We start from the raw sequence: 25384 nt of genomic DNA on the forward strand, positions 1-25384 counted from the left end.
TGGCGTGTGATGGCTAACGGGTGCTAGCAGTAGCGGGCGCTTTCTTGTGCCTCACCTTGAGCATCACGGGGAAAGAAGTTTGCAGACCTTGGCTGCCTGCCGTGGCACGAGCGGACTTCACGACGACTTGGCATAAACGGTCCATTTCGGGCACCCATTTGAAAGCCATGAGGAAAATCTCGCGTTCATCTTCACCTGCGCGGATCTGTACGCCATTCAAACCGACGTTATCCACGATGACGCCGTGCGGGAGATTGTCCATATCGAGGTTGATGAGGTTGGTCTCGCCATTGCGCACCACCTTGATCATGGCTCCGATGGTTTCGCCCGGGTGAATGACGATCTCAGGAATCACCTGAGAGCCGATGGTTGCAGTAGTCGTGTTAGTGGCGATGAAGTTGATCAAAAATTTAGGAGCCACATCCAATTTTAATGTGCCCAAGCTGTTTGCCTCATGGGTCACGGACTGGCCATTGATCTGAGCGGTGGCGACGGCTTTTGCCTTGGTAGCATCGGCCATGGCAGGGGCCTTGGCATCTGGGAGCGCGAAAAGAAGGCCTTCAGCGGAGAAGTGTCCGGCTTGCACGACAATGGGGGATGAGGAGTAAAATCCTTCAGGCAAATCTTTGATATCCACACGCACTTCGCCTTCGAAACCATCCAAGCGATCGACCTCGACGGTGATCGCACGACCGTTACCCGGAGGCACGGATGGATTCACTCCTTTTACTTGCACGCGATAATCAGGCTGGGCAGGGCGCACGGTGAGGCGATAATTGTTCAAATCACCATTCTGCCCGCGGCTATCAGTCACACGCACGAGGTAGGTGCCGGTTTTCGGAGCCTTGAACATCAAGCGCGAATCCGTGCCCATATCGCGCATGCTGTCATCGTCGTTCTCGTAATAAAGAGTGAACGCAGGCAAGCCGTTGGGCACGAGCTTGGTGCCGGGAGGATGCGGTTCCACGATATAGAAAGGTTCATAGAGAGCGTGGGATGCGCCGGTGGTATCGAAGTAATTCACACGCTTGTCATTGCGGAAATACATGTGAAAACCGGAATCGGGTCCGAACGGCCAGCGATACAATTTCACTACTTCGCCCGCCATGTAGAGATACTGGTTCAGCTCCATCTCCTCCCAGAACTCTGTGCGAATCTCCACAGCGGTAGGATCAACGGTGCGCACGGACTTGTTCCACGAATCGCGCGTGGCTTGCAGGAGGACACGCTCGACTTTCTTTCCGTCTGCATGCAGCACTTCGATCTTTGTATCGGCAAGTGAACCACGTTGCGCGGCCATAGTTTCAATCATCAGTGTCTCGCCTGCTTTCGCATCGAAACGATACAAGTCTGCATCTGCTCCAGTCGCAGTCTTCAAAAGTCGGCCGCTGGTGATGGAAGGAATGCTGACCGATTGCGATTCACCTGGAGAATTGTTCGGTTCGCGTTCCAATTGAGTCGGCCATTCTTCGGCCAGCACTTTCAATGGAATGCGGCTGCGGAAATCATCGGGCAGGGGAATGGCCGTCTCACCCTTGGCTTTCGTCTCGATCTGCACGCTCGATTGGGAACTGATGTTGGCACCTTGAATTTCTATGCGGGTGCTTTCGCCGAGTCGCACAGTGTTGGGATAAAGTGAGGTGACAAAAGGCAGTTCACCAATGGACAGCCGATAAAATTGGTCTTTCGTGGCGGCTAACGTGGAATCAGATACGACGATGCGATATGTGCCACTTTGCTTGAAGGTGTGGATCAGGAACGCATCCTCACCCGTCATCAGCGGTTGTGCAGAAGCGATTGCAGCACCTTGCGCATCCATGAGTCGCATACTGGGATTGGGCATGCCGGAGGCGACTGCCTTTGCGCTTAGTTCAAATACCATCTGCTGCCCTGCGCGAGCGTTGAACTCATATGTGTCTGTGTCACCCAGCGGCGCCAGTTCTCCCCAAACGCCGGTGGGCAATTGGGCAAGCTGGGTGATTGTGTTCGTCGTTTCACTCGTTTGCGGCAGCACATCCACGTAGAGCTTGATGCGTGCGCTTTCGCCTTGGGCATTAAGGGCCGACACTTCGACCGGACCACGCGATGTTTTCTCCGGTACGAAGATATTCGCCCATGCTGCAGTTGCTGTGGCTTTCGGTTCGGAGAGCAGAGTCGCTTGAATTCCAAGCGTGTGCGCTTTGATTTCAGTCAGTGCACTCAAGTCTTTCCCCATCAATCTTACCTGATTCGTCATCCCACGCTGCAACCCACGCACCGCTGCTTTTTCCAAAGTCGGCTTCGGAGGCGGAGGCGTCATCTTCTTTTGCGCTTCAGCAGCGGGTTGGGCCACGCCGTTCATGGCGCAAGCAAACGCCAGACAAACAACTGTGATGAGGCGAAATGATTTCATGGAGTTGTTTGGGTAAGCCGCGATGCAGGAGCAGAAGTCTCACCAGAAACTGTCGGGTAAAGTCCCAACGTTCCATCCAATCTGCCTACGACAATCTGCTGTCCTTGCTTCGCGAAAGTGATGCCCGGAGCCCAGTCCGTTTGTTTCTCTAACACACGCACTTCGCGCATCGGTCGGAAATCCCAGAGCTTCACCGTGCGATCTTCGGCGGTGGAGACGAGCCATTTGCCATCGGGCGAGAAGGCGAGATTTAGAATCGCACCTTCATGACCAAACTTCGAGTAGAGCAGGGGATTGGTCGTCTCCGTGGCCTTTTCGCTGACTTCCCACACGCGGATGCGATTATCCACGCCCGCCGCCGCTAGCCTTTTTCCATCGGGACTGAACGCCACGCTGTAAATCTCCTTCAGCGACTGACTCAGCGTATCACGTCGTTCACCACTTGCTACGTCCCATAGCTTTGCCGTCCGATCTGCACTGACGCTGGCGAGGATTTTTCCATCGCTTCGGAAATCAAGATCATACACGCAACCATTGTGGCCTTTGAGCGTGCGAACGGGTTTCCCTTCTTTCACATCCCACAGGATGATTTGCTGATCGTAGCCGCCACTCGCGAGCAAGTTGCCATCCGGTGAAACCGCTACCGCGTAAAGCGCATCGAGATGTCCTTCGAACACTTTCACGAACTTACCTGTGGCCACATCCCAATGCCGAACTTCACCAAACAAACCCGTTTGTCCTGCCGCCGCGAAGAGATGTTTGCCATCTCGAGAGAAAGCCACGGCATTTACCGCACCTACATGACCTTCCAATTTAAATTTCGGTGAAGTCATGCCCGGTACAAACAACTCTACCTCTCCATATCGCGCCACGGCGATCAACCCCGCCGCCTCCGACCAGGCCACCGATTTGATCGCACGCCTTGGCTCCTTCTTCGGCGCGATGCTCGGCACCTTCAATTCCTTCCGCGAGGCCATCGCTTGTGCGGGCGGCTTGGCTCCCGCATCGATCCATTCGCGGATGAGTGCGATCTCTTTGGTTGGTAGATGATCGCGTTTGCCGGGCGGCATGAACTGATTCTTTCCTTTGCGACCAGAATTTCCTTCGAGGAATTTCACGAGCAAGCTGTCGCTCGCTTTGCCCGGGATCACCACTACGCCCTCTTTGCCACCCTTCAACACTGTCTCATGAGTTTCCATCACGAAACCGCCTTCAGGATCTTGCGCTGCGTGACATTCCACGCATTGCTTCTGGAAAATCTCGTGAATGACTGCGTAATCCGGTGCTGCGAAGGCACTGATGGCCGTGGTGAAAACCACCGTCATCAGCAGACACAGGACACGATTGGACCAAGACTTCATGCGATGATTTCAGCGTGCCGTTCACGCTGCTCATCGGCAATAGAGAATCATGCGAAGGCAGATGTAATTTTCTCTCCCGCCTTATGCTTGCTCAATCCATATCCAGCGGCACATCCGTCTCAAACATGAACGTATGGATGTAGATAAGTTGCTCGGCCTTCGTATTGTTCTCGAAAGGGATCACGCGATTCTTGCCCGCGTCGTACGAGTAAGCCCTGTATTTCCGTTCAATGAGCATCTCATGCACATCGAAGATCGTAGGCAGAAGATTCGGCACCACGATGATCGGCTGATACTTCTGGATAGTAGCCGTCATGCCTTCGAACACCTCACGCTCGAAGTGATCAGGAGCCACGCTGATGATGTCTGCTGCGAGCTTAAAGTGGTCGAACACCCGCGTCTCCACCACCACTTCGTCCAGTTCCTTCTTCTGATTCAGCAAGCCCGGTCTGCCTGCTGGTTTGGCTTCCGCATTTTTATAAGCATGAAACGTCTCTTCATCCGTCGTCGCCGCCTTAACCACCCGCGTGCCGCCCACTTTCGGGACGAACACCGTCTCGATGCTCTGGCTCTTGCTCAGCTTCACCATGTGATACTCGAAGCCTTTTCCCGCCAGCCAGTTCTGCGCCTTGATCTGTTTTTCCTCGAAAGGATTCTGTTCGAATAGCGCGATGCGGAACGTGCGGTTATACACGCGGAAACCTTTGAGCGGCTTCGCCTCATTGAACCCGATCGCCACGAACAATCCGTTCGTGAAATGCAAGTTCGTGAAGAACTTGTAGATCGTCTCGTGCGGTTTGCTGCCGAGCAGGTTGAGATATTGTGATAACATGTCAGTACTTGTGTCGGCCGAATTCACTGCCGCGGATGCCGTATTCTTCCCGCAAAGCGGTGAGTGTCAGTTCGTAGGCTTCGCGTTTTTTCTTATGCTTGTTATCCGTCAGGAAGAGCACCTTGTGATGCGTTTCATTCCAGCGCTCCAGATATTGGCTCAAAGTCGCTTGCGCCCTCTGGATGCTCTTGAATTTTGTCTGGCGAATTTTGTCCTGACTGATTAATCCGCGTACAGTCTGCGTCTCGTAGTAGACTACCACCGGATTCCCCTGATAGACCGGGGCGAGGTAATCCACCATGCGATGACTCATCGCATCGAGCGCCACTGCGAGCGCTGTTTTGTTCGCTACTGTCAACACCGTCCGCTCCTCGCCTTTGTTATACTTTTGGTAAACTTCCTCGCTTACGCGGTAAGCCGCGATCTCTTCCGGTGTGAACACCTCGTGGATCGCTTCCGGCTTGTCGCTGAGCAGGCTGTTTGTCAGTAATTTCTGACGCTTGTTGATCCGCATCCTGTCCAGGAAACCGGTCATTTGGCACCTCCGCTTGCGATCTTCGCCAGCAGTTTTTCCATCGGTTGCGCCTTGGAGAAATGCCCGTCGGCATGGTGCTTTGCCTTGCTCTTCAACTCAGGCTCATCCATCCCGGTCAGCAGATAGATCTTTGCTTTCGGTTGCAGCTCGCGGATGGGATCCACCAGTGCGCGACCGTCTTCTTTTTCGAGGGCCACATCCAGTGTCACCACATCGAAGGTTTTCTTTTTCGCGAGTTTGAGCGCCGTCTTGCCGTCCGTGGCTTCCGTCACATCATAGCCTTCCATCCGGAGAACTTCCCCGAGCATCTCCCGCAGCAAGTCATCATCATCGACGATGAGGATTGTTTTCATATCCTTATTCACAACTGGTTTCAGGCAGACGCAAGACCCGTGCCAAAAGGCTCAGGCCGGTGCGGCCAACCATAAATTGTCCGGCCGCAAGCATGTCCGCTCTATGCGTCAACAGTATGACGCAGGAATGACATTTCTGCTACCTTCTTCTATCGTCAATACTGGGCAAACCTGAAGCTATTCACCTGTGGCTCACCCTTCAACCAACCCAGCTTCAGGAGAAACTTGTCTGTTTCGGTGAGGGTTTGCTTGAAGTGGTCCTGCTTCGTGCGACCGAAATTGAAGAACCCGTGGGGCTGTCCTTCATAACCCTTCAGTTCGCATTCGTTTCCTTCTTTCTTCATAGCCTTTGTGAACGCCTCCGCCGTGGAGTAGGGGACCGTAGTATCCGCCTGGCCATGGAAGATGATCGTGGGTGGCGCACCTTTTTTCACGTGATGCAGCGGCGAAAGCTCCTTGGGTTCCGTGCCCATGCGTTCCTTCAAACTTTCCATCCGTTCTCCTGGCAATGGTTCACCACCTTCAAACGGTGAAAGCACCAGAGCGGGATTGAAAAGCACCAGCGCGTCCGGCACCGAGGATACCTTCGTGTCTTTGTCTTCAAAGCCCTTTACCACAGCGGTGCAAGCGGCGATGTGTCCTCCCGCTGAACCGCCGCCTGCGGCGATTCGTTTGGGATCAATGCCCATCTGCTTTGCGTTTTCCCGCACCCATCGCACGGCATCCTTGGCATCAATCACGCAATCTTTGGCTTTCACATCAAAGCGGCTGGATACGCGGTAATCCGCAGTGATGGCAACCATGCCGCGAGAGGCGAGGTAACGGCACTGCTGCTCGAACTGCTTCGGAGAGCCGTTCCGCCATCCGCCGCCGAAGAAGAGCACGATAGCCGGCCGCTTGTCGCCCGGCTTATAGTCGGGCGGATTGAAGACATAGAGATTCAACTTTGTTCCGCCCACTGTCTTGTAAGCATTGATCACAGCACCCTCGGGTTTGAAGGGTGGTTCCGCCTGTTTTTTCTTTTCCTGCGCTGAGGCCGAAGAAATCATAAGAGCTGCTATCAGGAGAAGTGAAAGAAAAGAAGTGACGGTTTTCATGGCTTTCATGCTTATAGCATCAGACGCCGGTCAACGCCACAGGATACATCGTCAACTATCGCAGAAGGTCGCACCTGAGGGAGAGGGATGGCCGCAAAAAGAAAACAGGGGAATATCGAACAGCGAGAGGAGGGAGTTGAAGCGTCAAGCCGCCTCGGGCGGAAGACATACCATGCCGCAGCACTCCAAAGACTTAGAGACAGGCGTTATTCCGACTGTTGTTTCAGGCGGAAGAACTGGCTGGTGGAGGTGTCGGTCGGGATGGAGATGTAGCTGGTCGTGTTCGTTACTGGTGTCCATGGGCCATTGGGTGAGGGGCTGGATTCCAGGGTGAAATCGGAAAGGTATGGGGACCAGTTCAGGAGCAGACTGCCGCCCTCAGATTTGACAGACAGCGGTGGCCCCAAAGGAGCCGTGATGCCATAGAATCCGCCCGAGCCGATATCCTGAGTAAAACGGGAATGACCCATTTGCAAGGTGGTGACAGGATCGGAGGTCCAGCCCAAGACGCCGGTGAACAGCAGTCGTCCTTTTGGGTCCAGAGTGAGACTGGCGATCACGTTAAGCCCATCTGCGGCGGGTCTCCACGCGTCCAGATAATCCCCATCTTTTGAAAAACGGACCAGCAACGATTCCAAATGAGATGACGAGACGTCATTCAGCGGAAAAGTCTGTCCGCCGAGAGTGAGAATTCCTTCCGTTCCCAAGCCCAATATCATGTTTCCAGCAGCATCCAGTGTGACGGCGTGGGCTATTTCCAGCTTTCCCGGGCTGTCGATCAGGCGGTGCCAGGCCAGTGTGCCATCATTGTTCCACCGGATCACAACGATGCCGCCGCGATCTGCTTCGAGGGGGGGAAGGTCTGGCAGGGTGGTTTGCCCGGTGATGCTTTGAATCCAGACGACACCATGGACATCACAATCCATGGGAGTGATCAAATGGAAGAAATGTTCAGGCAATACTTTGCACCAGCGCATCTGGCCGGAAGAATTGAAATGAGCGAGGAAGAGCGGTTTGTTCACTGCGGGCGGGACCGTAGTGCCGTCAGCGGCAATGAGTGAGTGAGAGTCTGAGCGGCGGCCGGAGATGAAGATGCTGTCATCCGGAGCCAAACGCAGGTTTTCGACACCGAGCCACACCAGATTGGCGGAGGGACTGAGCAGTTTCTGGTGGCTCATAAGCTCGCCGGCGATCGAGAATTTGAGCAGATAGATGCCGCCACCGGTGATGGTGGAAGAATTGATCGTAAAGTTCATTTCGCTGGAAGCCAGGACGCAGAGCTGGCCTTGCGAATTGACAGCGATGTCCGAGAAATGCACGGCTCCTCCGGTGGTGACGTGTTCCCACAGTTTGTTGCCGTTCTGATCGTAGCTCGCGATCCAGCCTTTGGTTGTGCTGGCAATACCATCGACGACGAAGCAAGTGCCAGCATCCGTGATGACAGCTTTAGGGTTGTTTCCAGTGGAGGGAGTTCCGGCCATGAAGAAACGAGACGGGCTGTCTCCGATCTGGAGCAGACAGAAGGTCATGTTGGTTTCGCCATGAAGGTAGTATTCAGGCCCTCTAAATATAGGGGTGTAGGACAAACCCGCGACAACGTGATTTTTCCCGTTGGGAGAGAATCGTCCATCGATGCGATAGAGCAGTTCTGTATTGATATGATCGGCAGTTCCGATGTCTGACAGCCGTGAAGGTGGCGTGAGGGTGAATCTGAACGGACCGGCAGAAATAGAACCAAACTGGTTGCTGGCGATGAGGGTATAAGAGCTTAAATCTGCGGAACTGACATTGGTAAGTATGAGTGAGCTAAAGGAGGAGTTGGTAAGGGGCTCATCATCCTTGAACCAGTAAAATATCGTGTCTGCAGCGCCGTTCACGACTGGATTCAGATGCAGTGTGGAGCCGGTGGCGACGACCTGATTGGTCAGCGAACGAGCGTGAAATTCCGGAGCTGATGTCTGCAGAGAAGAGGCGAGGCTGGTGAAGGTGCTGTCAGATGTGGCAAAATCGGGATTAGTGAACAGGTAGCTTTTGCCTGTGGCGGTGATGTCCAAAGTTGCACAGCGGCCGGCGGAGGCGGTGCGGATCCAAAGCGGCGTTCCCACCGGACTCAATTTCAGCAGCATGGTCGGATAAAGTGTCAGATACTTTAGGTTTTGCTGGATGAGCTGGCCCGCCAAGACGCTTTGGTAATGGGTTGACATGGCGGTGTAGATATTCCCAGCCGCGTCGGCACGCAGATCTGTGGTTGAGAAGATGAAGTGGCCGGGATTGAAGTCCGTCTGCCAGAGTCGCGCGGTCAGATCTGAGGAAACGCAGGCGATGGTGATGCTGGAGTCGGTGTTGAACAATGGAGTTGCCAGGGGAAAGGAAATGTTTGCGCCAACATTCAATGTGCCTGCCCCGATGATTTGTAAAACAAGATCACCGGAAGTATTGCGCAGCAGGCCGGCTATCCCAGCGGAGATGTCGCTTTTGACATGGGTGGCGGATTGAACTGCACCGGAAGAGGCCAGGCGTACCAGAAGACTATGGGAGCGCATGCCATCGATGTCGTAGGTGGTGCTGTTAAAGGTGCCATCATCCATCCAGTTCACATAGCCGAGCAGGTCGCCTGCGGGTGTCTTTTGGAGAGAGCCAAGGAATGTGTAGTAAGGACTGCGGAATTGATGGTGCCAGACGAACTGGCCGGTATTTCCAATCTTCAACCAGAGGACATCCTGACCGGGGGAAGAGCTGATGAGTTCCGTCTCTTCGATTTTGAGCTTGCCGCGAAATTCCAGGCCGACGAGATACCCGTCGTCTTCTGGCAGGAAAAGAGTTTTCAGACTATCGAACGGATGATCGGGGGTGAATTCCAGACGGCCTAAGCGGGAGAGCCGTTCCAACGTGCCGTCAGGTTTCAAAACGAGGGTGTAGAGGACAGCGGCATCAGTTTCCGCCGGGATGGTGGTACCCAGCAGGGTGACAGATTCAAATGCGTAATTGCTAAGGCAGATGTTGCCGTTGTCATCGGTGGACAATTTTGGCAGGGCATCCCCAACCATGCGCTGCAGCCAGAGCAGCTCACCTGCGGGCGTGTTCACGGCGATAAAAGTGCCACTGACAGGATGATGGCCGCTCACATGCGCGGAGCCGAACAAGGGCTCTGTTCCTTTATATTTGCCCGCGATGGCGATGTTTCCATCTGGCAAAATCTTGCAGTCAGTCAGGAGGGTGTTTTCGTTGGTGGAGATGGTGTGCTGCCAGCGAAGGTTGGGCGGAGTTTCCAAGGCGTGGCTGGTAATGGTGTAAAACGCCACAATGACGACTATGAGCAGCCAAAGCGATGATTTGAGATAACGCCTCATGTCATGATACAACTGAGTGACCAGCTCGGTGACAGACGCCTGATTGGCCTCCAACACTGATTGGGAGAATTGAACTAGTTTTAAATGGGGGAAAGCAAATAGAAATACCAGCGGTAAAGGGGGTAAAAGCGAGTTACCTACGGTTGGTTCTATGGATGTGGTTGTAGGATAAGTGATTTGATCGATATTGTAAATTTTAGCAAGATTGACGGTTTTCCTGTCTGGATTTGGTATTGTTTGCAGTGCTGACAACTCGCTGTCGGTAAAGGAAGAACATAGGTGTTTTATTCTCAGTTTAAAGTTTTGAATTGAGGGCTGGAAACCGAAATTCCTGCTGGGTGATTCAATGGAATCGTTTGGCATCCTTATGGAACCAATAACAGAGGTGCGAGGTCAGAAGGGAAGGTGTTTTTAAACTTTGGAGTCTCTGCACATAGCGCGATTCAAGAAATACTGTGGCTGATTGGTGCGAGGATTTTTTGGGGTAGGGCGAGGCTTTGGCGAAGGAGCAAGTTCCAATGACCGTCAGTGACTGAGCTGTAACGAAGCCCTGACCCAAAAAGACCGCTCGATCCGTTCCTCAGACAATCGGCTACAGCATTTCTTGAATCGCTCTAAATTCGGTAGCGTAGATGCGAGGAAAGGGCAGGGCTCGTCGGGAGGCCTGCCAATCAGGGGCACTTGCGCAACCGCACCTCGTGCACTAGTGTCGCGAAAATTGGCCATGGCTGATACAACTCAGAAACCTTTCGGACCGACTGGCGATGCTTCACGGCATCGCACACTCGAAGATTTGGAAACCGGCCTGCTGGCCCTTCCCGTTGCACCGAAAGAAAGCGGACGAGTCACCTTCCTCATGCGCCGCGACGCCGACAAAACGCGGGTGATTCTGGAGCGTACCATTCTCTCCCCCGAAGAAGGCCTGCCCGATGATAATTGGGGCCGCAATCCCGATCGCCTGCCCGATGCCCAACTGGCCGTGATGCGCCACGACGTCGCGGAACTCATCGCCAACGGCCAATCGCTCACCCTCTTCGGCGACAGCCTGTTCGTGGACCTGGATATCACAGCGGAGAATTTGCCCACCGGCACCCGCATCCGCGTAGGCAAAGCGCTCATCGAAGTCACGCCCATGCCACATGACGGCTGCGCCAAGTTCAACGCCCGCTTCGGCAATGGCGCGCTGAAATTCGTGGCGGCCAAGGCAACGCGCAATCAGAACCGGCGTGGGATTTATTGGCGAGTGGTGGAAGCGGGAGAAGTAGCAGTCAACTCCACGATACATGTGATTCGTCCTACGCAGACGTAATTATCCACATTGCCAGAAGAAAAGCCCTTCGGGCACTCCGTCCGTCATTTTCAGAAAAACATAACCGATACCGCCATCACCGAAATTTGGGCCCTGAGCCCAATGAGTTCTTCCTTCAAAGTGTTTTTCATCTTCATGAACCGGGCTGGCCGGCTTATCAGTTACCCCAAATACAGAACCGAAAACTTTCCAGCCGATCCCTTTAGTGGTGGCAGTTTGAGATTTAGCAGGCGGTTGATAGAAACTATACGTGCTATCCAATTGCCCAACGAACCGCCACGGAGCTCTAGGACCTTCATCCGGACTCTGTATCCATGATGGAACACCACCCAATCGTGCTCCAGTAGTGCACTTGCCAACAACTTCCTCTGGAAGTTTAAGATAAGTTTTATCCTCAAAGAAATGACCGGCTAAATTTGGATCTATGTCATCCTCTTTCTCAATCCATCTTGCGACTCGTACTTCCAGCATCGGTTCAAAACTGTCAGGAGGAAGTGGAGTAACAGATTGCAGAAGTTCTTCAGGCTCTAATACGAAACAGGCATTCGCACCGGAAATAGCACTCCAAGTTTCACAAGCACCGGGATCATGATCGCATTGAAAAACAAATAGAACTCTACCTGCCCGACCTAAATCCAAACGCAGCGGATGATGCTCGAACTGCGCGAGCAAGGATTGCGGTTTCCCACAATCCTTGCATAAAGGCCATTTTGCCGCAGGCAATCCCCACGGCACACCGCCGAGTTTTTCACTCTGGCGAGATTCTTCGTCGGCCAGTCTGATGTCCGGGACGAAGTAGCGCATGGAATCTATCTCCTGAACGACTGCGAGAAATCCTCGTTCACCACTTCCACGACTTTCTTCTCGAACTTCGAGTTCGCGATCAGTTCATTCAGCTTCGCTTCATACGCTGCGCTGTCCATCGGCAGTTCCACCGTCTGGCCGATGAGCGAGGAGTAGAGCATCACGTTCGCGAGCTCGATTGAGCCGAGGCCCTCTTCACCCGCGCAGTTCAGCGGCGTGCCATCGAGGATGGCCTCCACAAAATTCGTCATGAGCGCGGCATGCGGCACATCCGCGTTACCGAACGGGATCGACACATTCCACACATCAGGCTTCGCGAAACCGATCTTCGACGTCTTGTTCCATTCGTCAGCCGGAACTTCGTTGCGCGTGAAGGTCAGCTTACCATCCTCCAGGACGAGACGGCCTTTCGTGCCGGCGATCTCGAAACGATTCGTGCCCGGCAATTCACCCGTGGAACTGACGAACACGCCCGTCGCTTTGTTCGGCCATTCCAAGAACACCGTCACGTTGTCCTCCACCTCGATATTGTGGAAACGACCGAGCTGGCAGAAGCCGCGCACGCTCTTCGGTGCACCGAGCAACCAGTAAAGCGTATCGAGCTGGTGCAGGCATTGATTGATCAAGACACCCCCACCCTCACCCTTCCACGTCGCGCGCCAACCGCCGCTGGAGTAGTAGGCATCACTGCGGAACCAGTCCGTGATGATCCAGTTCACGCGGATGATCGTGCCCATCTCGCCATCTTGGATCATCTTGCGGATCTTCGCGTAACGCGGCTCCGCGCGCATCTGGAACATCGCGGCGAACTTCACTTTCGGATTCGCCTTCGCCGTCGCGATGAGCCGTTCCGCATCCGCCTTATGCGCCGAGATCGGTTTCTCCACCATCACATGCACGCCTGCGTTGATGGCTGAGATGCCGAGCGTCGTGTGCTGGTAATGCGGCGTGGCGATGAGCACCGCGTCTACCTTGCCGGACTTGATGAGCGCTTCGCCGTCACCGAAGATCTCCACGCCCTTCGCCTTGTAGGCATCGAGTTTTCCGGGCGAGGTGCTGCACACGGCGGTAAGTTCCGCCCGCTTCACTTTGCCCGCCAGCAAGTAGTCTGCGTGATACTTGCCCATGTTTCCCATGCCGATGATGCCGACGCGAACTTTGCTCATGATCGTAAAAATCGAATGCTTCAGTTGAGCCGCCAGTATCGCTTCCCGGGAAAAAGCGGGGCAAGCGGATTCTTTTGCCAATCGACCTCATTCCACTGCTTTTCAATCTCTTAAATCCATGCCACCATGAACCCATGTCGCACCCTCCGTCAGCAGCTATGACCGTGTTTCAAGCCACGTGGCGCTTCACCATCACCAGCCTGGTGGTTTTCGGTTTGTGGGCTTTGGGCGGAAGTTGGTTTTATAAAAACCTCGGTGAAGGAGGTTTTTACCTCGTTTGCGCCATCGTCTTCATCGGGCTTTCCGGCTTGCTGCTTCATGGTTTGGTTGCACATCGCATCACGTTGGCGAAGTTTTACAGCGCCTTCACTCTCGCTTTCATGACCTACTCCATTCTCTGGTCTGCCGCGTGGTTTATCTTGCGTGGCAAAACCGGTGAATGGGTTGGTTCCATCATCGGCCCTGCTGCACTCGCCGCTTTGCTTTTGCGCCAAACGAACACTCATCCCGCCAGCATTCTTCTTCTCTTCGGTGTGATCGTGCTTCACTCCCTCGGTTACTTCGCCGGTGATAGCTTGTATCATTGGGTCAAGAGTCCTTCAGGAATTGAAACACTTTCTTCCCTTTCCAAAACCGACCGCTTCAAACTCGGCGCAATGCTCTGGGGTTTCGCTTACGGTCTCGGCCTCGGCAGTGCCTTAGGTTTGATCCTCCACCAGATCGCCACGCAACCTCCGCGCGAGAAACTCCCTCCCGCCAGCCCTTTAACCACTTGAGCCATGGCCCGTTTACTCATCCTCGCCACACTTCTGTTGCACCTAAGCGCCTTCGCCCAGAGCAACGTTCCCGACATCATCTTCTACGGCGGCAAGGTCGTGACCGTCGATGCGAAGTTCACCGTCACCGAAGCCCTCGCCATCAAGCAGGGCAAGATCCTCGCCGTGGGTGATAACGACGACGTCCTCCCGCTCGGCAAGCCCGGCACCAAGCTCATCGATCTCCACGGCAAGATGCTCCTGCCCGGCCTCATCGATTCCCACGTGCATCCCGCCGCCGCGATGACCGAGTTCGATCACCTCATCCCGGACATGGAGACCATTCAGGACGTGCTCGATTACTTCGCTGCTCGCGCGAAGATCGTTCCCGCAGGCGAATGGCTCGAACTCCAACAAGTCTTCATCACGCGCCTGCAAGAGCAGCGTTATCCCACTCGTGAGGAACTCGACCGCGTCGCACCGAAACATCCCATCTACTTCCGCACCGGTCCCGATGCCATGCTCAACACCCTCGCACTCAAGCTCAGCGGCATCGATCGCGATTTCACCGTGAAGGACGGAGGCCCCGGTTACCTTGAAAAGGATGCTCAAGGCGAACCCACTGGACTCCTGCGCGGCATCACGCGTTATGCGAAGGTAAAGTCCTCCGGCAAATCGCCTACCGAGGCCGACACCTATTCGCGCACCCGCGAACTCTTTCGCGGCTACAACGAAATCGGCATCACCGCCGTGGGCGATCGCGGCGCGAACCAAGCCTCCCTCGATCGTTACCAACAGATGCGTGATCAGGGCGATCTCTCCGTGCGACTCGCCCTCTCGCACACGTTCCCCACCATCGGTTCCATGGAGAAGATTCTCGCAGCCATCGACCAGATCGGCATGCATCCCTTGCGGAAAGACGATCCGTGGGTTCACCTCATCGGCACGAAGATTTGGCTCGATGGCGGCATGCTCACCGGCAGCGCCTACATGCTCCAGCCTTGGGGCAAGAGCGAGATGTATGGCATCACCGATGCCGCATATAAAGGCGTGCTCAACGTCCCCCGCGATCAACTCCTGAAGATGGTCCAGCGCGCCGCGCAACACGGCCTGCAATTCACCGCTCACTCCGTCGGCGATGGCGCTGTCGAGACCCTCATGAGCGTTTACGAAGAGGTGAACAAAGAGAAAACGATCAAAGACCTCCGCCTCTGCGTCACCCACTCGAACTTCATGACCCACGACGCCATCGCGAAAGCCGCCCAGCTCGGCGTCGTCGTGGATATCCAGCCCGCCTGGCTTTACCTCGATACCCGCACCCTCGTGAAACAATTCGGCTACGATCGCCTCCGCTATTTCCAACCCCTCAGCAGCCTCTTCGCTGCGGGCGTCATCGCGGGTGGCGGCTCCGATCACATGCAAAAGATCGGCTCCCTGCGCTCCATCAATCCCTACAATCCCTTCCTCGGTATGTGGACCACCATCACCCGTTCAGCCAAGTGGTATGACGGCCAGCTCCACCCCGAAGAAGCTTTGACCCGCGAGCAAGCCATCCAATTCTACACCCGCAACAACGCCCACCTCCTCTTCTGGGAAGACGAGATCGGCTCCCTCGAACCCGGCAAACGCGCCGACTTCATCGTAGTCGACCGCGACCTCCTCACGTGCCCCATCAACGACCTGAAAGACACTCAAGTCTTGCAAACGTGGGTCGAAGGCAAGCAAGTATATAAGAAGTAACCGGTTCAAAGGCCGACACAAGGAACACGCACATGCCCACACCACCGCCACTTCCGCCCTCACCACAACCGCCGCCGTTATCCGTAAAAACACCTTCGTCCAAGAGCAAATGGGTGAAGATCCAGATCGCGTTCTTCACCATCGCCTTTCTCTTCGCCGCCTTCATCGGCTATCGCGCAGTGCAGTTCAGAGCTTATATGCAAAATAATTCGCTGGCCAAAGACCCCGGGGCCGAAGCGATCTCTGAGGCCGCCAAACTAATCATGAGCTCCCGACAAGGCATCGCCCACGGCAACACACCGGAAGCCAAGTCTCTCGCCGAAGAACTCTCGCAAATGATGAAACAAGCCCGGCAAGAAGTCTTCACCGGCGGCAACCCTGATTCCATCGATATGAAGCTGCTGACCAAAGGCGAGTTCATCGTCTTCTGCCAGCTGAACCAGGATTCTTGCATCTTCCTCATCCACGTGCCGGAGATGAAACGCTATGAGACAGAAGCCAGAAAAGAACTCGTCAATATCGCCTACGTCTCGGCTGCCAGCATCATGGATAAAGCAGGCAAGCGGGACGTACGGAAACTCGGCGTCGCCACCCGTGGCAGCATTTTGTTCGATAGCGCCATTTTAGGTGACTATGAACACAAAAGCGGCAACCCCTTCAAAGGCATGAACAAAGTGGCGGAAGTCGGGGTGATGATACCCAGCTTCAACCCCTATTTTGCACCAACCACCAATCAACCTGCGAAACTGTCGCCACCTTGATAAAGTCCTATTTTAGAGACCTATCAATCCCATTACCCCTCTCTGAACATTCAAAAGTTGAGCATTGGAAGTTTACCCCGCTTTGAGGTTCCCCCGAAGTAGTGGACAGAGGGGGGCAAGTGATAGGAGAAAGAGTAGGGCAAGATGAGCACGCTCACAGCCTCGCCCTACCGTGGCTTTAGGTTCTCTTCAATCACCTTCGCCACCTGTTTGCCTAGCGCCTCGTAACCTTTGGCGTTGAAATGCACGTCATTCGGATTCTGCAATGTAGGGAGCTGGGGCGTGATGAACGTGAACAGGTCATCTATTACCATGCCGTGCTTCTTCGCCAGCTTGGCTGCGATCTCATTCCGTTCCACGATGGATGCAGCGGTTTGTTTTTTGGCGGCATCATCCGGGATGGGTGTGGAACTGGCCCAGACGAGTTTGGCTCCGGTTTTCGCCAAACGTGTGATGATTTCCTCTAAACGCTTTTCATAATCCGCCAATGGCGTGGCACGATCATGGATGCCGAAGTTGAAGTGGATGACATCCCATTTGCCGTTGCCTAGCCACACATCGAGCTTCTTCAAGCCGTTGGCGGTGGGGCCGCAATTCTCCGGGGCACGATGCACGTTAGCCTTGCCGATCAACGCCGCACGCGTGGCCATGGTATAGCCGCGTGAAACGGAATCACCGATCAAGAGTACGCGTGGCAACTTGGGATCATCCTTCACGTAATCCCATGCATTCGCGATGCCGTTTACCTTTTCCTTTTGGTGAATGGGGAAATAGAACGAGCCGAGATTTTGCTGTAAGACGGTTTCCCACGCCTGATGTTCAGGCGGCAAAGTGGCTTTCCACTTCTGGTAAGTTTCATTCAAGGCCTTGTCTGCCGCCGCTTTTTTGGCAGCGGCTTCAGCGGCGTTGGTGGGCTCGGCGGATTTGGTGGCATCGGCGGCGGAAAGACTGAAGCTGGTGATAAAGCACGCAGTAGCTACAGCGACCAGAGTGCAGGGCTTACGGAGCGCGACTCTCCGAGTCGCAGCAAGGTCCATAATTTCGAGCGCGTTGAGCATGTCTAAAACCTTTTTGGTTTGCGGTAGTTGCTGCGGCTCGGAGAGCCGCGCTCCACTTACGGCAATCGCTCACCTCGTGCAGCTTCCAGCAAGGTATACCACTGTTCCCGAGTGAGATTTACGTTCAGGCACTCTGCCGCACTGCGGATGTGCGCTGGATTCGGTGAGCCCACGATCGGTACAATCTTGCTTGGATGCTTGAGTAGCCAAGCGAGTGCCACCGTGGAGCGCGTGCTGCCGAGTTCCTTCGCCAGCTTGTCGAGAGCGGCGGTGACGCGGGCTGGATCATACTTCATCTGGCCGGGCAGCAGGCTGCTCGCGCCGTTACCCAGCAAGCCGCCGCCGAGCGGGCTCCACGCCATCGGCGTCATGCGACGCTCGAGGCATTGATCCAGCGTGCCATCCGTGAATCTTTCGATCTGCATGAGGCTGATCTCCACCTGATTGCTCAGGATGGGGAAGGGCAGGGCCGCTTGCAGCATGGAGACTTGTGGGGGGCTGAAATTGCTCACACCGAATTCACGCACCTTGCCGCTTTGGCGCAACTTGCTGAACGCATGGGCGACTTCAAACGGATCGCAGAGCCAATCCGGGCGATGCAATTGATAGAGATCAATCGTCTCGACGCCGAGGCGTTGCAACGAGGCATCGCAGCAGTTCAGGATGTAATCCTTGCTGAAATCATAACGCACCGGATGGCCCAGCTTTTCATCGGGTTTACGGATGCCGCATTTCGTGGCAATGATCAAACGTTCGCGCAAGCCTTTCACCTCTTTCAACACACGACTGAAGGCGATCTCCGAATGTCCGTCGCAATAGATGTCCGCATGGTCGAAGAAGGTGTAACCGGTATCGACGGCGGCCAAGACAGCCTCGCGAGCGGCGGCGTAATCTTTCTCGCCGTTCTCGGCGATGCGCCAGCAACCATAAGAAAGGCGGGTGACGCGGATGGAACTGGAACCCAGAAGAATGCTTTGCATACGTTGAATGATGTGCGTAGTTAAGCTGTCTGAAGTAAAACAGCAAAGTGAAAAGCGATGACCTTGGAACAGGCAAAAGATAATGGCGGGAAGAGACGGATGCAGGAATTGGCGCCTTACTTTGCCGTGGTAGTGCTGGGATTGCTGTTGGGTAGCGTGTTCCTGAATATTTTCAAAGGAGACACCAAGAAAGCTGGCGTGACTTGGGAGGTTTATTCCGAAACAGCTTTGAAAGTAGCGCTGGCGCAGAAAAAGACGGTGATGATCTATTTCTCAGCGGACTGGTGCGGGCCCTGCCATAAGTTGCGCCGGGAAACGTTCACCGATCTCGATGTGCAGGCCGAAGCGCAGCGGTTCGTCCGTTTCAATGTGGATCTCACCAGTCCTGAAGGGGAGATGGCGAAGGTCGGGCAGAAATATGCCGTGATGGCTTTGCCGACGGTGATGTTCATGGATGGAAATGGAGAGGAACGCACACGGGTCCGGCTGGTGGGTTTTGAGGAGGCGGCACGTTTTCGCCAACGGATGCAGGCGGTGAAGTGAACCCTTCCACTTGTGTTTTCGCAAATGTGCGGCAAGCTGCCGCGCGTTGTTCATGTCCAAACTCAAAGCGATATTCTGCGCGCGCAGCACGTTGGCCCTGCTGGTGGGTGTGTTGCTGTCGCTGGCGTTTCCGAAAGCGCATCTTGCCGTGTGCGCGTGGATCGCACCTTCATTGGCGCTTTGGGTGGCATCTGGTGGGGAGACGGGGAAGAAGAGGTTTCTCTACGGCTGGCTCTTCGGTCTGGGTTTCAATCTCACTTCACTTTACTGGCTGTGGTTCATCCCGGTTAAGTTTTTTCCCATACTGGGCTGGCTTGCGTTATCTGCGTGGCAAGCTTTGTATTACGGGTTTTGGGTCTGGCTTTGTTTGCGTCTGGCTCCATCAGATTTGTTTAAGAGGGATTCGTCAGGGGTGAAGGATGAATCAGCATGGTCGCAGCGCGTGATATGGTCGTTAGGTTGCGCTGCCATTTGGGCAGGACTGGAGATGTGCATGGCGCGCATATTGACGGGCTTCCCATGGTTGACACTGGGTGTTTCCCAATACCGGTTCACTCCCTTGATCCAGATCGCATCATGGACAGGGGTGTATGGTGTGTCATTCATGGTCATCTGGTTTTCAGCATCGCTGGTTAATGCCATGTATATTATCCGCCAGCGGCAGATCGCTTTATGGGCTTGGCTGAAGGAAGTCTTTTTGCCATTGGGCACGGTGATGGTTTTGAGCGGCTTGGGTTTGATGGAGATGATGGTCGTCGATGCGTCGCAACGGGAGGTCCGCTTTGCACTGATCCAGCCGAGCATCCCGCAAACGGTGAAATGGGATGCCGAGGCCAACAAACAGGCTTTCAGCAAAGTGTGGAAACTTACAGAGCTCGCCCTGGAGGTGAAACCGGACGTGATTCTTTGGCCGGAAGCCGCCACGCCGGGATTGCTGCGTTATGATGAGAAACTTCTCCGGGATGTGACCCGGTTGGCTTGGAAGCATCAGGTCTGGTTGATCGTGGGTGCGGACGATGCCGAGGCCAACACAGCCACTGAAGATCCCAATGACGGGATTTACTACAACAGCAGTTTCCTGATCTCTCCAAAGGGGGAGTTGGCAAGCAAGCATGACAAGCAAAAGCTCGTGGTGTTCGGGGAATACGTGCCGTTCTCCGATTCATTACCGTTCTTAAAATGGTTTACTCCGATCGAAGGGGGGTTCACACCCGGCAAAGACCAGACTCCGTTCTCTCTGGATGGGCTCGGTGTGCGCTCTTCCATCTTGATCTGTTTTGAAGACATCTTTCCGCATTTTGTACGGCAAGGGGTGAAGGAAGATGTGAATCTGCTTATTAACCTGACGAACAACGGCTGGTTCGGGGAAAGCGCAGCCCAATGGCAGCATGCGGCCAATGCGGCTTTTCGGGCGGTGGAGAACCGTCGTCCGCTTGTGCGCTGTACTAATAATGGACTGACCTGCTGGGTGGACGCCTGGGGGCGGATGACGGTCTCTTCGTTCGGAGAGAAAGACGTTTATCGGGAAGGATTTGATGTGGTGACTGTACCCATCAGGCAATTCCCGGTCACGTTCTATACGCGCTACGGTGATGTGTTCGGCTGGAGTTGCGTAGTTGTATTTTTCGGACTGGTCATTTTCGGCTGGCGTAAGCGGAATAATTCTTGAAACCAAACCTCCGACCTATAGCGTTTGATGCCCAGATAGCTTAAATCATTTATTATTGATCATGAAATCGCTTAAAACACTCGCAATCGTCGCGGCACTCAGTCTCATCCCGGCCTCCATGGCCATGGCCGAGACCAAGGTCAAACTCACCAATGTCCACCTCTGCTGCGGCAGTTGTGTGAAGGGCATTGAATCCTCTGTCAGCAAGGTGGAAGGTGCCACCGTGGTTGCCAGCCAGGATGACGGCACGGTGACCGTCACGGCCAAGGACGACGATACGGCCAAGAAGGCTGTGAACGCTGTGGGCAAGGCGGGTTACTACGGCAAGTCTGACCATGCCAAGATCAAGATCAACAACGACAAGATCGACGACACCAAGGTGGCTTCCTTGAAGATCACCGGCCTGCATCTCTGCTGCGGCAAATGCGTGAAAGCTTTTGATGCGGCTGTGAAGAAAGTGGACGGCGTGACTGAGCACAATGCCGAGAACAAGGGCAAGGAAGCTACCATCAAAGGCAACTTCAGCCCGAAGGCGCTGATCGCTTCCCTGAACGAAGCGGGCCTGAACGCCAAGCTGGAGAAGGATAAGGAAAAGAAGTAACCGGCTCTTAAATCATCTTACGAAAAACCCGGACAGTCACTGTCCGGGTTTTCTCTTCCCGGAATAAAAAAGGCGGCCCGCAGGCCGCCTTTTTGCATTAGAGAGATCGAATGATTACTTGGCCGCGGTGCTGGTCGTTTGCGGAGCCTTGAGCAGCTTGGTCACGCGACCGGTTTTGTTCCAGTCCTGCACATAGAGATTGCCAGCGGCATCATAGGTGAGTCCGTGTGGCGCGGTGAAGACGCCGGGCACCCAGAGGTTCGGAGCCACGTCGAATTTCGCCCACAGCGTGCGATCGGGATTGTCGCCCAAGTGCGCGGCGATCTGGTTGTTCTTATCGAGAATGGTCACGCGGCCTTCGAGTTCTGCGATGGCCACATTGCCGTTGTGGATGGACACAGCGCAGGGGCGGCGGAGGTTCGTTGCGAGCGTGGCGACGAAATTGCCTTCGAGATCGTAATGTTGCAGGCGGCGATTCTCGCGATCACAGACAAGCAAGAGCGGTTTGCCCGAGCGCGTATCCATCGCGATGCCGTGGCACACGGCGAATTTCCCGTCGTCCTTGCCGCGACCGCCGAAGGTCTTCACGTAAGCGCCCTTGGCATCATACTTGTGGATGAAGGAGAGACCGTAACCATCCGCCACGAAGATATCGCCATTCGGCGCGACAGCCACGCTGGTGGGCTTGTAGCCTTTGCCTTCGGGATACACGTTCGCTTCTTTAGGATAGGGCAGGGAAAGGACGATCTCGCCATCCAGCGTGAACTTCACGGCGCGAGCCTTGGCCACTTGGCCGCCGTAAATGAATTCCTTGCCGTTCTCCTCGCGGATGACCATGCCATGCACACCAGAAAGTTCCGGGGCCATCGTGCGGGCGAGTTTGCCGTCAGCGGAGAAGACGTAGAAACCGTTTGTGGAATCCGTGCTCACATAGACCAGCCCTTGCTTGTCCACGATGGCGCTGCCGTGCGTGGGGCCGAGCTGCAACTTGGTGGGGATCTGCGCCCAGTTCGGCACCGTCTGATACGTGTTCACGCCGGAACCCGTGGTGATGACGGTGTTCCACTTGGTGTCATCGAATGGCGGCGGCGTATTCGTTTCCGAATGCGCCGAGGCGTTGATCGCCGTGAGCAACATAGTCGCGGCCAACAACGTCAATTTCTTCCAGTTCAAAGCAAAACAATACGTCTTCATGTCCAAATCAAAAAGGGGGAGTGACCACTTAAAGGTTGCCTCAGGCTCGTGGTCTAAGCCGGCACAACGGGCGGAGAATTAAGCGAAAATCGGACGCAGGAGCAAGCCGCAAGGCGTTTTACAGAGGATTCTGTCCCATTTTGACCAGTTGCGCGTTCAATAGCTCGCGCCAAGCATCTTCCGGCTCCCAGATACGACGGAGATCACGCTCGGCATCAGCACGGGATGCGCTATTAGTACGCAGGCGATGCAGGAAAACGAAAGCAGAGACGCGCATATTTGCAGCGCAATGCACCCAAACCTTTTGTCCTGCACTGGCAGAGAGAAGTCGTGTGAAACGTTCGAAGTCTGCCGCCGGAGGGTTCTCGAAATTCACAGGTATGTGGATATAAGTCATGCCTGCACGGGTGACCAGTTCGCCTTCGTTGGGCAAAGCATTGTCAGATGTCGGTAAAGCGAGATTAATGACGACCTCGAAGCCAGCTTGGGCGATATCCGCGAACTGTTCCGGACGCGGCATGCCGCTGGTGGAGAGGTTTTCATCCACACAGAAGTAGGCCTTGATGCTTTCGATCCCCGACATGTGGTTTATTTAACACTTTCACAGCCTAAGGACAATCACTGTCAAAATTCCCTTGGTTTCAAAGTTGTCTTTCATCCGTGGCGTTCGTAATTTGCGCGCGTGTCTGAGCAGGAGTTGCTTTCCCTATTAAAGCAGTACTTCGGTTACACCGCCTTTCGTCCGCAGCAAGCGGGGATCATCCGTGATTCGTTGGCGGGTCGCGATGTATTTGCCCTGCTGCCGACAGGTGGTGGCAAGTCACTCTGCTACCAGTTACCTGCACTAGCGCGCAATGGCCTCACCGTTGTCATCTCGCCGCTCATCGCCTTGATGAAAGATCAGGTGGATGCGCTGACCACGGCAGGTGTCCCGGCCACGTTCCTGAATTCTTCCATCACCAATGCCGAAGGTGGCGCACGTTTGCGCAAGTTGAACGATGGTGATTACAAGCTCCTGTATGTCGCGCCGGAACGTCTGATGCTGCCCGGCTTCATCGATTCACTGAAGCGTTGGAAGACGGCTCTGGTGGCGGTGGATGAGGCGCATTGCATCAGTGAATGGGGACATGATTTTCGTCCTGAGTATCGTCAGCTCGCGACTTTGCGTAGTCGCTTGCCCGATGTGCCGATGATGGCGCTCACAGCTACGGCCACGGATCGGGTGCGGTCAGACATCGTCAATCAGTTGCACCTGCGCGATCCGGCGGTGTATGTCGCGAGTTTCAATCGACCGAACCTGAATTACCGCATCGTGCCGAAGTCGAAAGCGTATGCGCAGTTGCTGGAGTTCCTGCGAGCGCGGAAGGATGAGAGCGGTATTGTGTATTGCCAGGCACGCGCGACGACGGAGAAGCTGGCCGCACAATTACGTTTTGATGGCATCCCGGCGGCGCACTATCACGGGCAGATGGAGGCGGAGGAGCGGGCGAAGAATCAGGAGAAGTTTTTGCGTGATGAGGTGCGGGTGATTTGCGCGACCATCGCCTTCGGCATGGGCATCAACAAACCGAACGTGCGCTTCGTGGTGCATCACGATCTGCCGAAGAACATCGAGAGTTATTACCAGGAGACGGGCCGTGCGGGGCGCGATGGGTTGCCCTCGGATTGTCTGCTGCTTTTCAGCGTGGGCGATGAGATGAAGCAAAAGAAATTCATCTCTGAGAAACCAAGTGAAGAAGAGCAGCGGGTCGCACTGGAACAACTCGCTCTGATGACCCATTACGCGGAAAGCAGCGAGTGTCGGCGTGTAGTCTTGTTGCGTTATTTTAGCGAGAAATTCACGGAAGAAAATTGTGGTGCTTGCGATAACTGCCTGGCACCGCGTGAAAAATTCGATGGCACGGTGGCAGCGCAGAAGTTCATGTCGTGCGTGTTTCGCATGAAACAGAAAAGCGGCATCACCTTTGGGTTGAATCAGGTGGTGGAAGTGTTGACCGGGGCGGAGACAGAGAATGTGCGGCGGTGGGGGCATGATACATTATCCACGTATGGCATCGGGAAAGAGCATAGCCGAACAGATTGGCAGGGCATCGGCCGCGAATTGATGCGGATGGGCTTAGTGCGGCAGTTGACGGGGCAATTCATGACTTTGGATCTTGCGGCAGAAGGTGTGATGGCGCTCAAAGAGCGCAAAGCCATCACACTCACGCGACAGATGGAAGCGCCGGTGGTGAAGAAGGTGAAGCCTGGCCAGATCCAGTGCGATGAAGGCTTGTTCGATGTGTTGCGCGATCTGCGTCGCAAGTTGGCCGAGGAACGGGGTGTGCCGAGTTACATCATCTTCGGCGATACGTCGTTGCGTGAGATGGCGCGAAGCTATCCGGTGAGCAGCGATGAGTTTGCCAATATCTCCGGCGTAGGTGCGAAGAAGTTGGCGGAGTTCTGCGAGGTGTTCTGCGAGGCTATCCGTAATCACCTGAAGAATAATCCCCGCCAGATGTTTGCCGGTGGGAATACGGGACAACTTATCCGCAAGATGCAGCGGGATTTGAATCCGGAAACGTTGGGTGATTCGCACTTTGTTTCGCTAAAGATGTTTCGCGGAGGTCGCACCTTGGAAGAGATCGCCCGGGAGCGGAAAATCGCCGTGGGCACCGTGGCGACGCATCTGGCGAAGGCGATTGAATTGGGTGAGCCGGTGGATATTGAGAAGCTGGTGCCGAAGAAGAAGCATGCGGCTATTTTGCAGGCGTTTGATCAGTGCGGCTTGGAATCGCTCGGGCCGGTGAAGGATAAATTGGGTGAGGGATATGATTATCCCGAGCTGCACATCATGCGGGCAGCGGCGCGGAGCGGGCAGGTGAGTTAGATTTGTCGTTAATCT

Annotated in this window: 21 protein-coding genes; 8 read left to right on the forward strand and 13 right to left on the reverse strand. The window is 54.8% G+C overall.

All coding sequences use genetic code 11. The features are described from left to right. Positions 1–13 precede the first annotated feature (13 nt). The 7 genes from VGH19_00175 to VGH19_00205 all read right to left on the reverse strand — a co-directional run bounded on the left by VGH19_00175 (position 14) and on the right by VGH19_00205 (position 10283). Entirely contained in the window at positions 14–2392 is a 2379-nt protein-coding gene (locus VGH19_00175; GenBank protein ID HEY1169756.1) for a hypothetical protein, read from the reverse strand. Continuing rightward, a complete protein-coding gene (locus VGH19_00180; protein ID HEY1169757.1) occupies positions 2389–3753 on the reverse strand; it encodes a c-type cytochrome domain-containing protein in 1365 nt (454 codons plus the stop codon). Before VGH19_00180 ends, VGH19_00175 begins: the two co-directional genes overlap by 4 nt. A 91-nt stretch (positions 3754–3844) precedes the next feature. Next, positions 3845–4585 (reverse strand): hypothetical protein, encoded by a 741-nt coding sequence (locus tag VGH19_00185; GenBank protein ID HEY1169758.1) that lies wholly within the window; start codon positions 4583–4585, stop codon positions 3845–3847. Position 4586: 1 nt separating this feature from the next. Further along, positions 4587–5120, reverse strand: a complete 534-nt coding sequence (locus tag VGH19_00190) for a hypothetical protein (GenBank protein ID HEY1169759.1) — start codon at positions 5118–5120, stop codon at positions 4587–4589. Then, the gene (locus VGH19_00195; GenBank protein HEY1169760.1) at positions 5117–5473 is read right to left on the reverse strand and encodes a response regulator; all 357 of its coding nucleotides are present in this window, start codon (positions 5471–5473) and stop codon (positions 5117–5119) included. Before VGH19_00195 ends, VGH19_00190 begins: the two co-directional genes overlap by 4 nt. Positions 5474–5628: 155 nt before the next feature. Then, positions 5629–6579, reverse strand: a complete 951-nt coding sequence (locus VGH19_00200; protein ID HEY1169761.1) for an alpha/beta hydrolase — start codon at positions 6577–6579, stop codon at positions 5629–5631. Positions 6580–6776: 197 nt separating this feature from the next. Next, positions 6777–10283, reverse strand: coding sequence for a hypothetical protein (locus tag VGH19_00205; GenBank protein ID HEY1169762.1), 3507 nt, complete (start codon positions 10281–10283; stop codon positions 6777–6779). Positions 10284–10644: 361 nt separating this feature from the next. Here VGH19_00205 and VGH19_00210 point away from each other — a divergent pair, with 361 nt between their 5' ends. Further along, a complete protein-coding gene (locus VGH19_00210) occupies positions 10645–11229 on the forward strand; it encodes an MOSC domain-containing protein (protein HEY1169763.1) in 585 nt (194 codons plus the stop codon). On the opposite strand, the gene VGH19_00215 is transcribed toward VGH19_00210, so the two are convergent. Beyond that, on the reverse strand, positions 11230–12033 hold the full coding sequence (locus VGH19_00215) for a hypothetical protein (GenBank protein HEY1169764.1): 804 nt from the start codon (positions 12031–12033) through the stop codon (positions 11230–11232). A 5-nt stretch (positions 12034–12038) separates the two neighbouring features. Beyond that, on the reverse strand, positions 12039–13199 hold the full coding sequence (locus VGH19_00220; GenBank protein ID HEY1169765.1) for a Gfo/Idh/MocA family oxidoreductase: 1161 nt from the start codon (positions 13197–13199) through the stop codon (positions 12039–12041). A 158-nt stretch (positions 13200–13357) separates the two neighbouring features. Between VGH19_00220 and VGH19_00225 the strand changes: the two genes are divergently transcribed. The 3 genes from VGH19_00225 (at position 13358) to VGH19_00235 (ending at position 16455) form a co-directional block, all read left to right on the forward strand. Beyond that, on the forward strand, positions 13358–13975 hold the full coding sequence (locus VGH19_00225; protein ID HEY1169766.1) for a hypothetical protein: 618 nt from the start codon (positions 13358–13360) through the stop codon (positions 13973–13975). Between the two features lie 3 nt (positions 13976–13978). Then, on the forward strand, positions 13979–15694 hold the full coding sequence (locus VGH19_00230; GenBank protein ID HEY1169767.1) for an amidohydrolase: 1716 nt from the start codon (positions 13979–13981) through the stop codon (positions 15692–15694). A 113-nt stretch (positions 15695–15807) separates the two neighbouring features. Further along, positions 15808–16455: a hypothetical protein gene (locus VGH19_00235; protein ID HEY1169768.1), complete on the forward strand. Its 648-nt coding sequence runs from the start codon at positions 15808–15810 to the stop codon at positions 16453–16455. A gap of 167 nt (positions 16456–16622) precedes the next feature. Here the strand turns inward: VGH19_00235 and VGH19_00240 are convergent, their stop codons facing one another. Continuing rightward, positions 16623–17492, reverse strand: coding sequence for an SGNH/GDSL hydrolase family protein (locus tag VGH19_00240; protein HEY1169769.1), 870 nt, complete (start codon positions 17490–17492; stop codon positions 16623–16625). Between the two features lie 77 nt (positions 17493–17569). Beyond that, positions 17570–18493: an aldo/keto reductase gene (locus tag VGH19_00245; GenBank protein ID HEY1169770.1), complete on the reverse strand. Its 924-nt coding sequence runs from the start codon at positions 18491–18493 to the stop codon at positions 17570–17572. Positions 18494–18550: 57 nt separating this feature from the next. Here VGH19_00245 and VGH19_00250 point away from each other — a divergent pair, with 57 nt between their 5' ends. The 3 genes from VGH19_00250 to VGH19_00260 all read left to right on the forward strand — a co-directional run bounded on the left by VGH19_00250 (position 18551) and on the right by VGH19_00260 (position 21306). Further along, positions 18551–19036, forward strand: coding sequence for a thioredoxin family protein (locus VGH19_00250; protein ID HEY1169771.1), 486 nt, complete (start codon positions 18551–18553; stop codon positions 19034–19036). Positions 19037–19088: 52 nt separating this feature from the next. Next, on the forward strand, positions 19089–20705 hold the full coding sequence (gene lnt / locus VGH19_00255) for an apolipoprotein N-acyltransferase (GenBank protein HEY1169772.1): 1617 nt from the start codon (positions 19089–19091) through the stop codon (positions 20703–20705). Between the two features lie 61 nt (positions 20706–20766). After that, complete coding sequence (locus VGH19_00260; GenBank protein ID HEY1169773.1) at positions 20767–21306, forward strand: cation transporter; 540 nt, start codon at positions 20767–20769, stop codon at positions 21304–21306. Positions 21307–21420: 114 nt separating this feature from the next. On the opposite strand, the gene VGH19_00265 is transcribed toward VGH19_00260, so the two are convergent. Together VGH19_00265 and VGH19_00270 are read right to left on the reverse strand one after the other, a co-directional pair. After that, positions 21421–22500, reverse strand: a complete 1080-nt coding sequence (locus tag VGH19_00265) for a 6-bladed beta-propeller (protein ID HEY1169774.1) — start codon at positions 22498–22500, stop codon at positions 21421–21423. A 118-nt stretch (positions 22501–22618) separates the two neighbouring features. Further along, positions 22619–23083, reverse strand: a complete 465-nt coding sequence (locus VGH19_00270; GenBank protein HEY1169775.1) for a protein tyrosine phosphatase family protein — start codon at positions 23081–23083, stop codon at positions 22619–22621. A 99-nt stretch (positions 23084–23182) separates the two neighbouring features. On the opposite strand from VGH19_00270, the gene recQ reads away from it, so the two are divergent. Next, complete coding sequence (recQ, locus tag VGH19_00275) at positions 23183–25369, forward strand: DNA helicase RecQ (GenBank protein ID HEY1169776.1); 2187 nt, start codon at positions 23183–23185, stop codon at positions 25367–25369. The last annotated feature ends 15 nt before the right edge of the window (positions 25370–25384 follow it).

The organism is Verrucomicrobiia bacterium, from assembly GCA_036405135.1.
GTDB lineage: Bacteria > Verrucomicrobiota > Verrucomicrobiia > Limisphaerales > JAEYXS01 > JAEYXS01.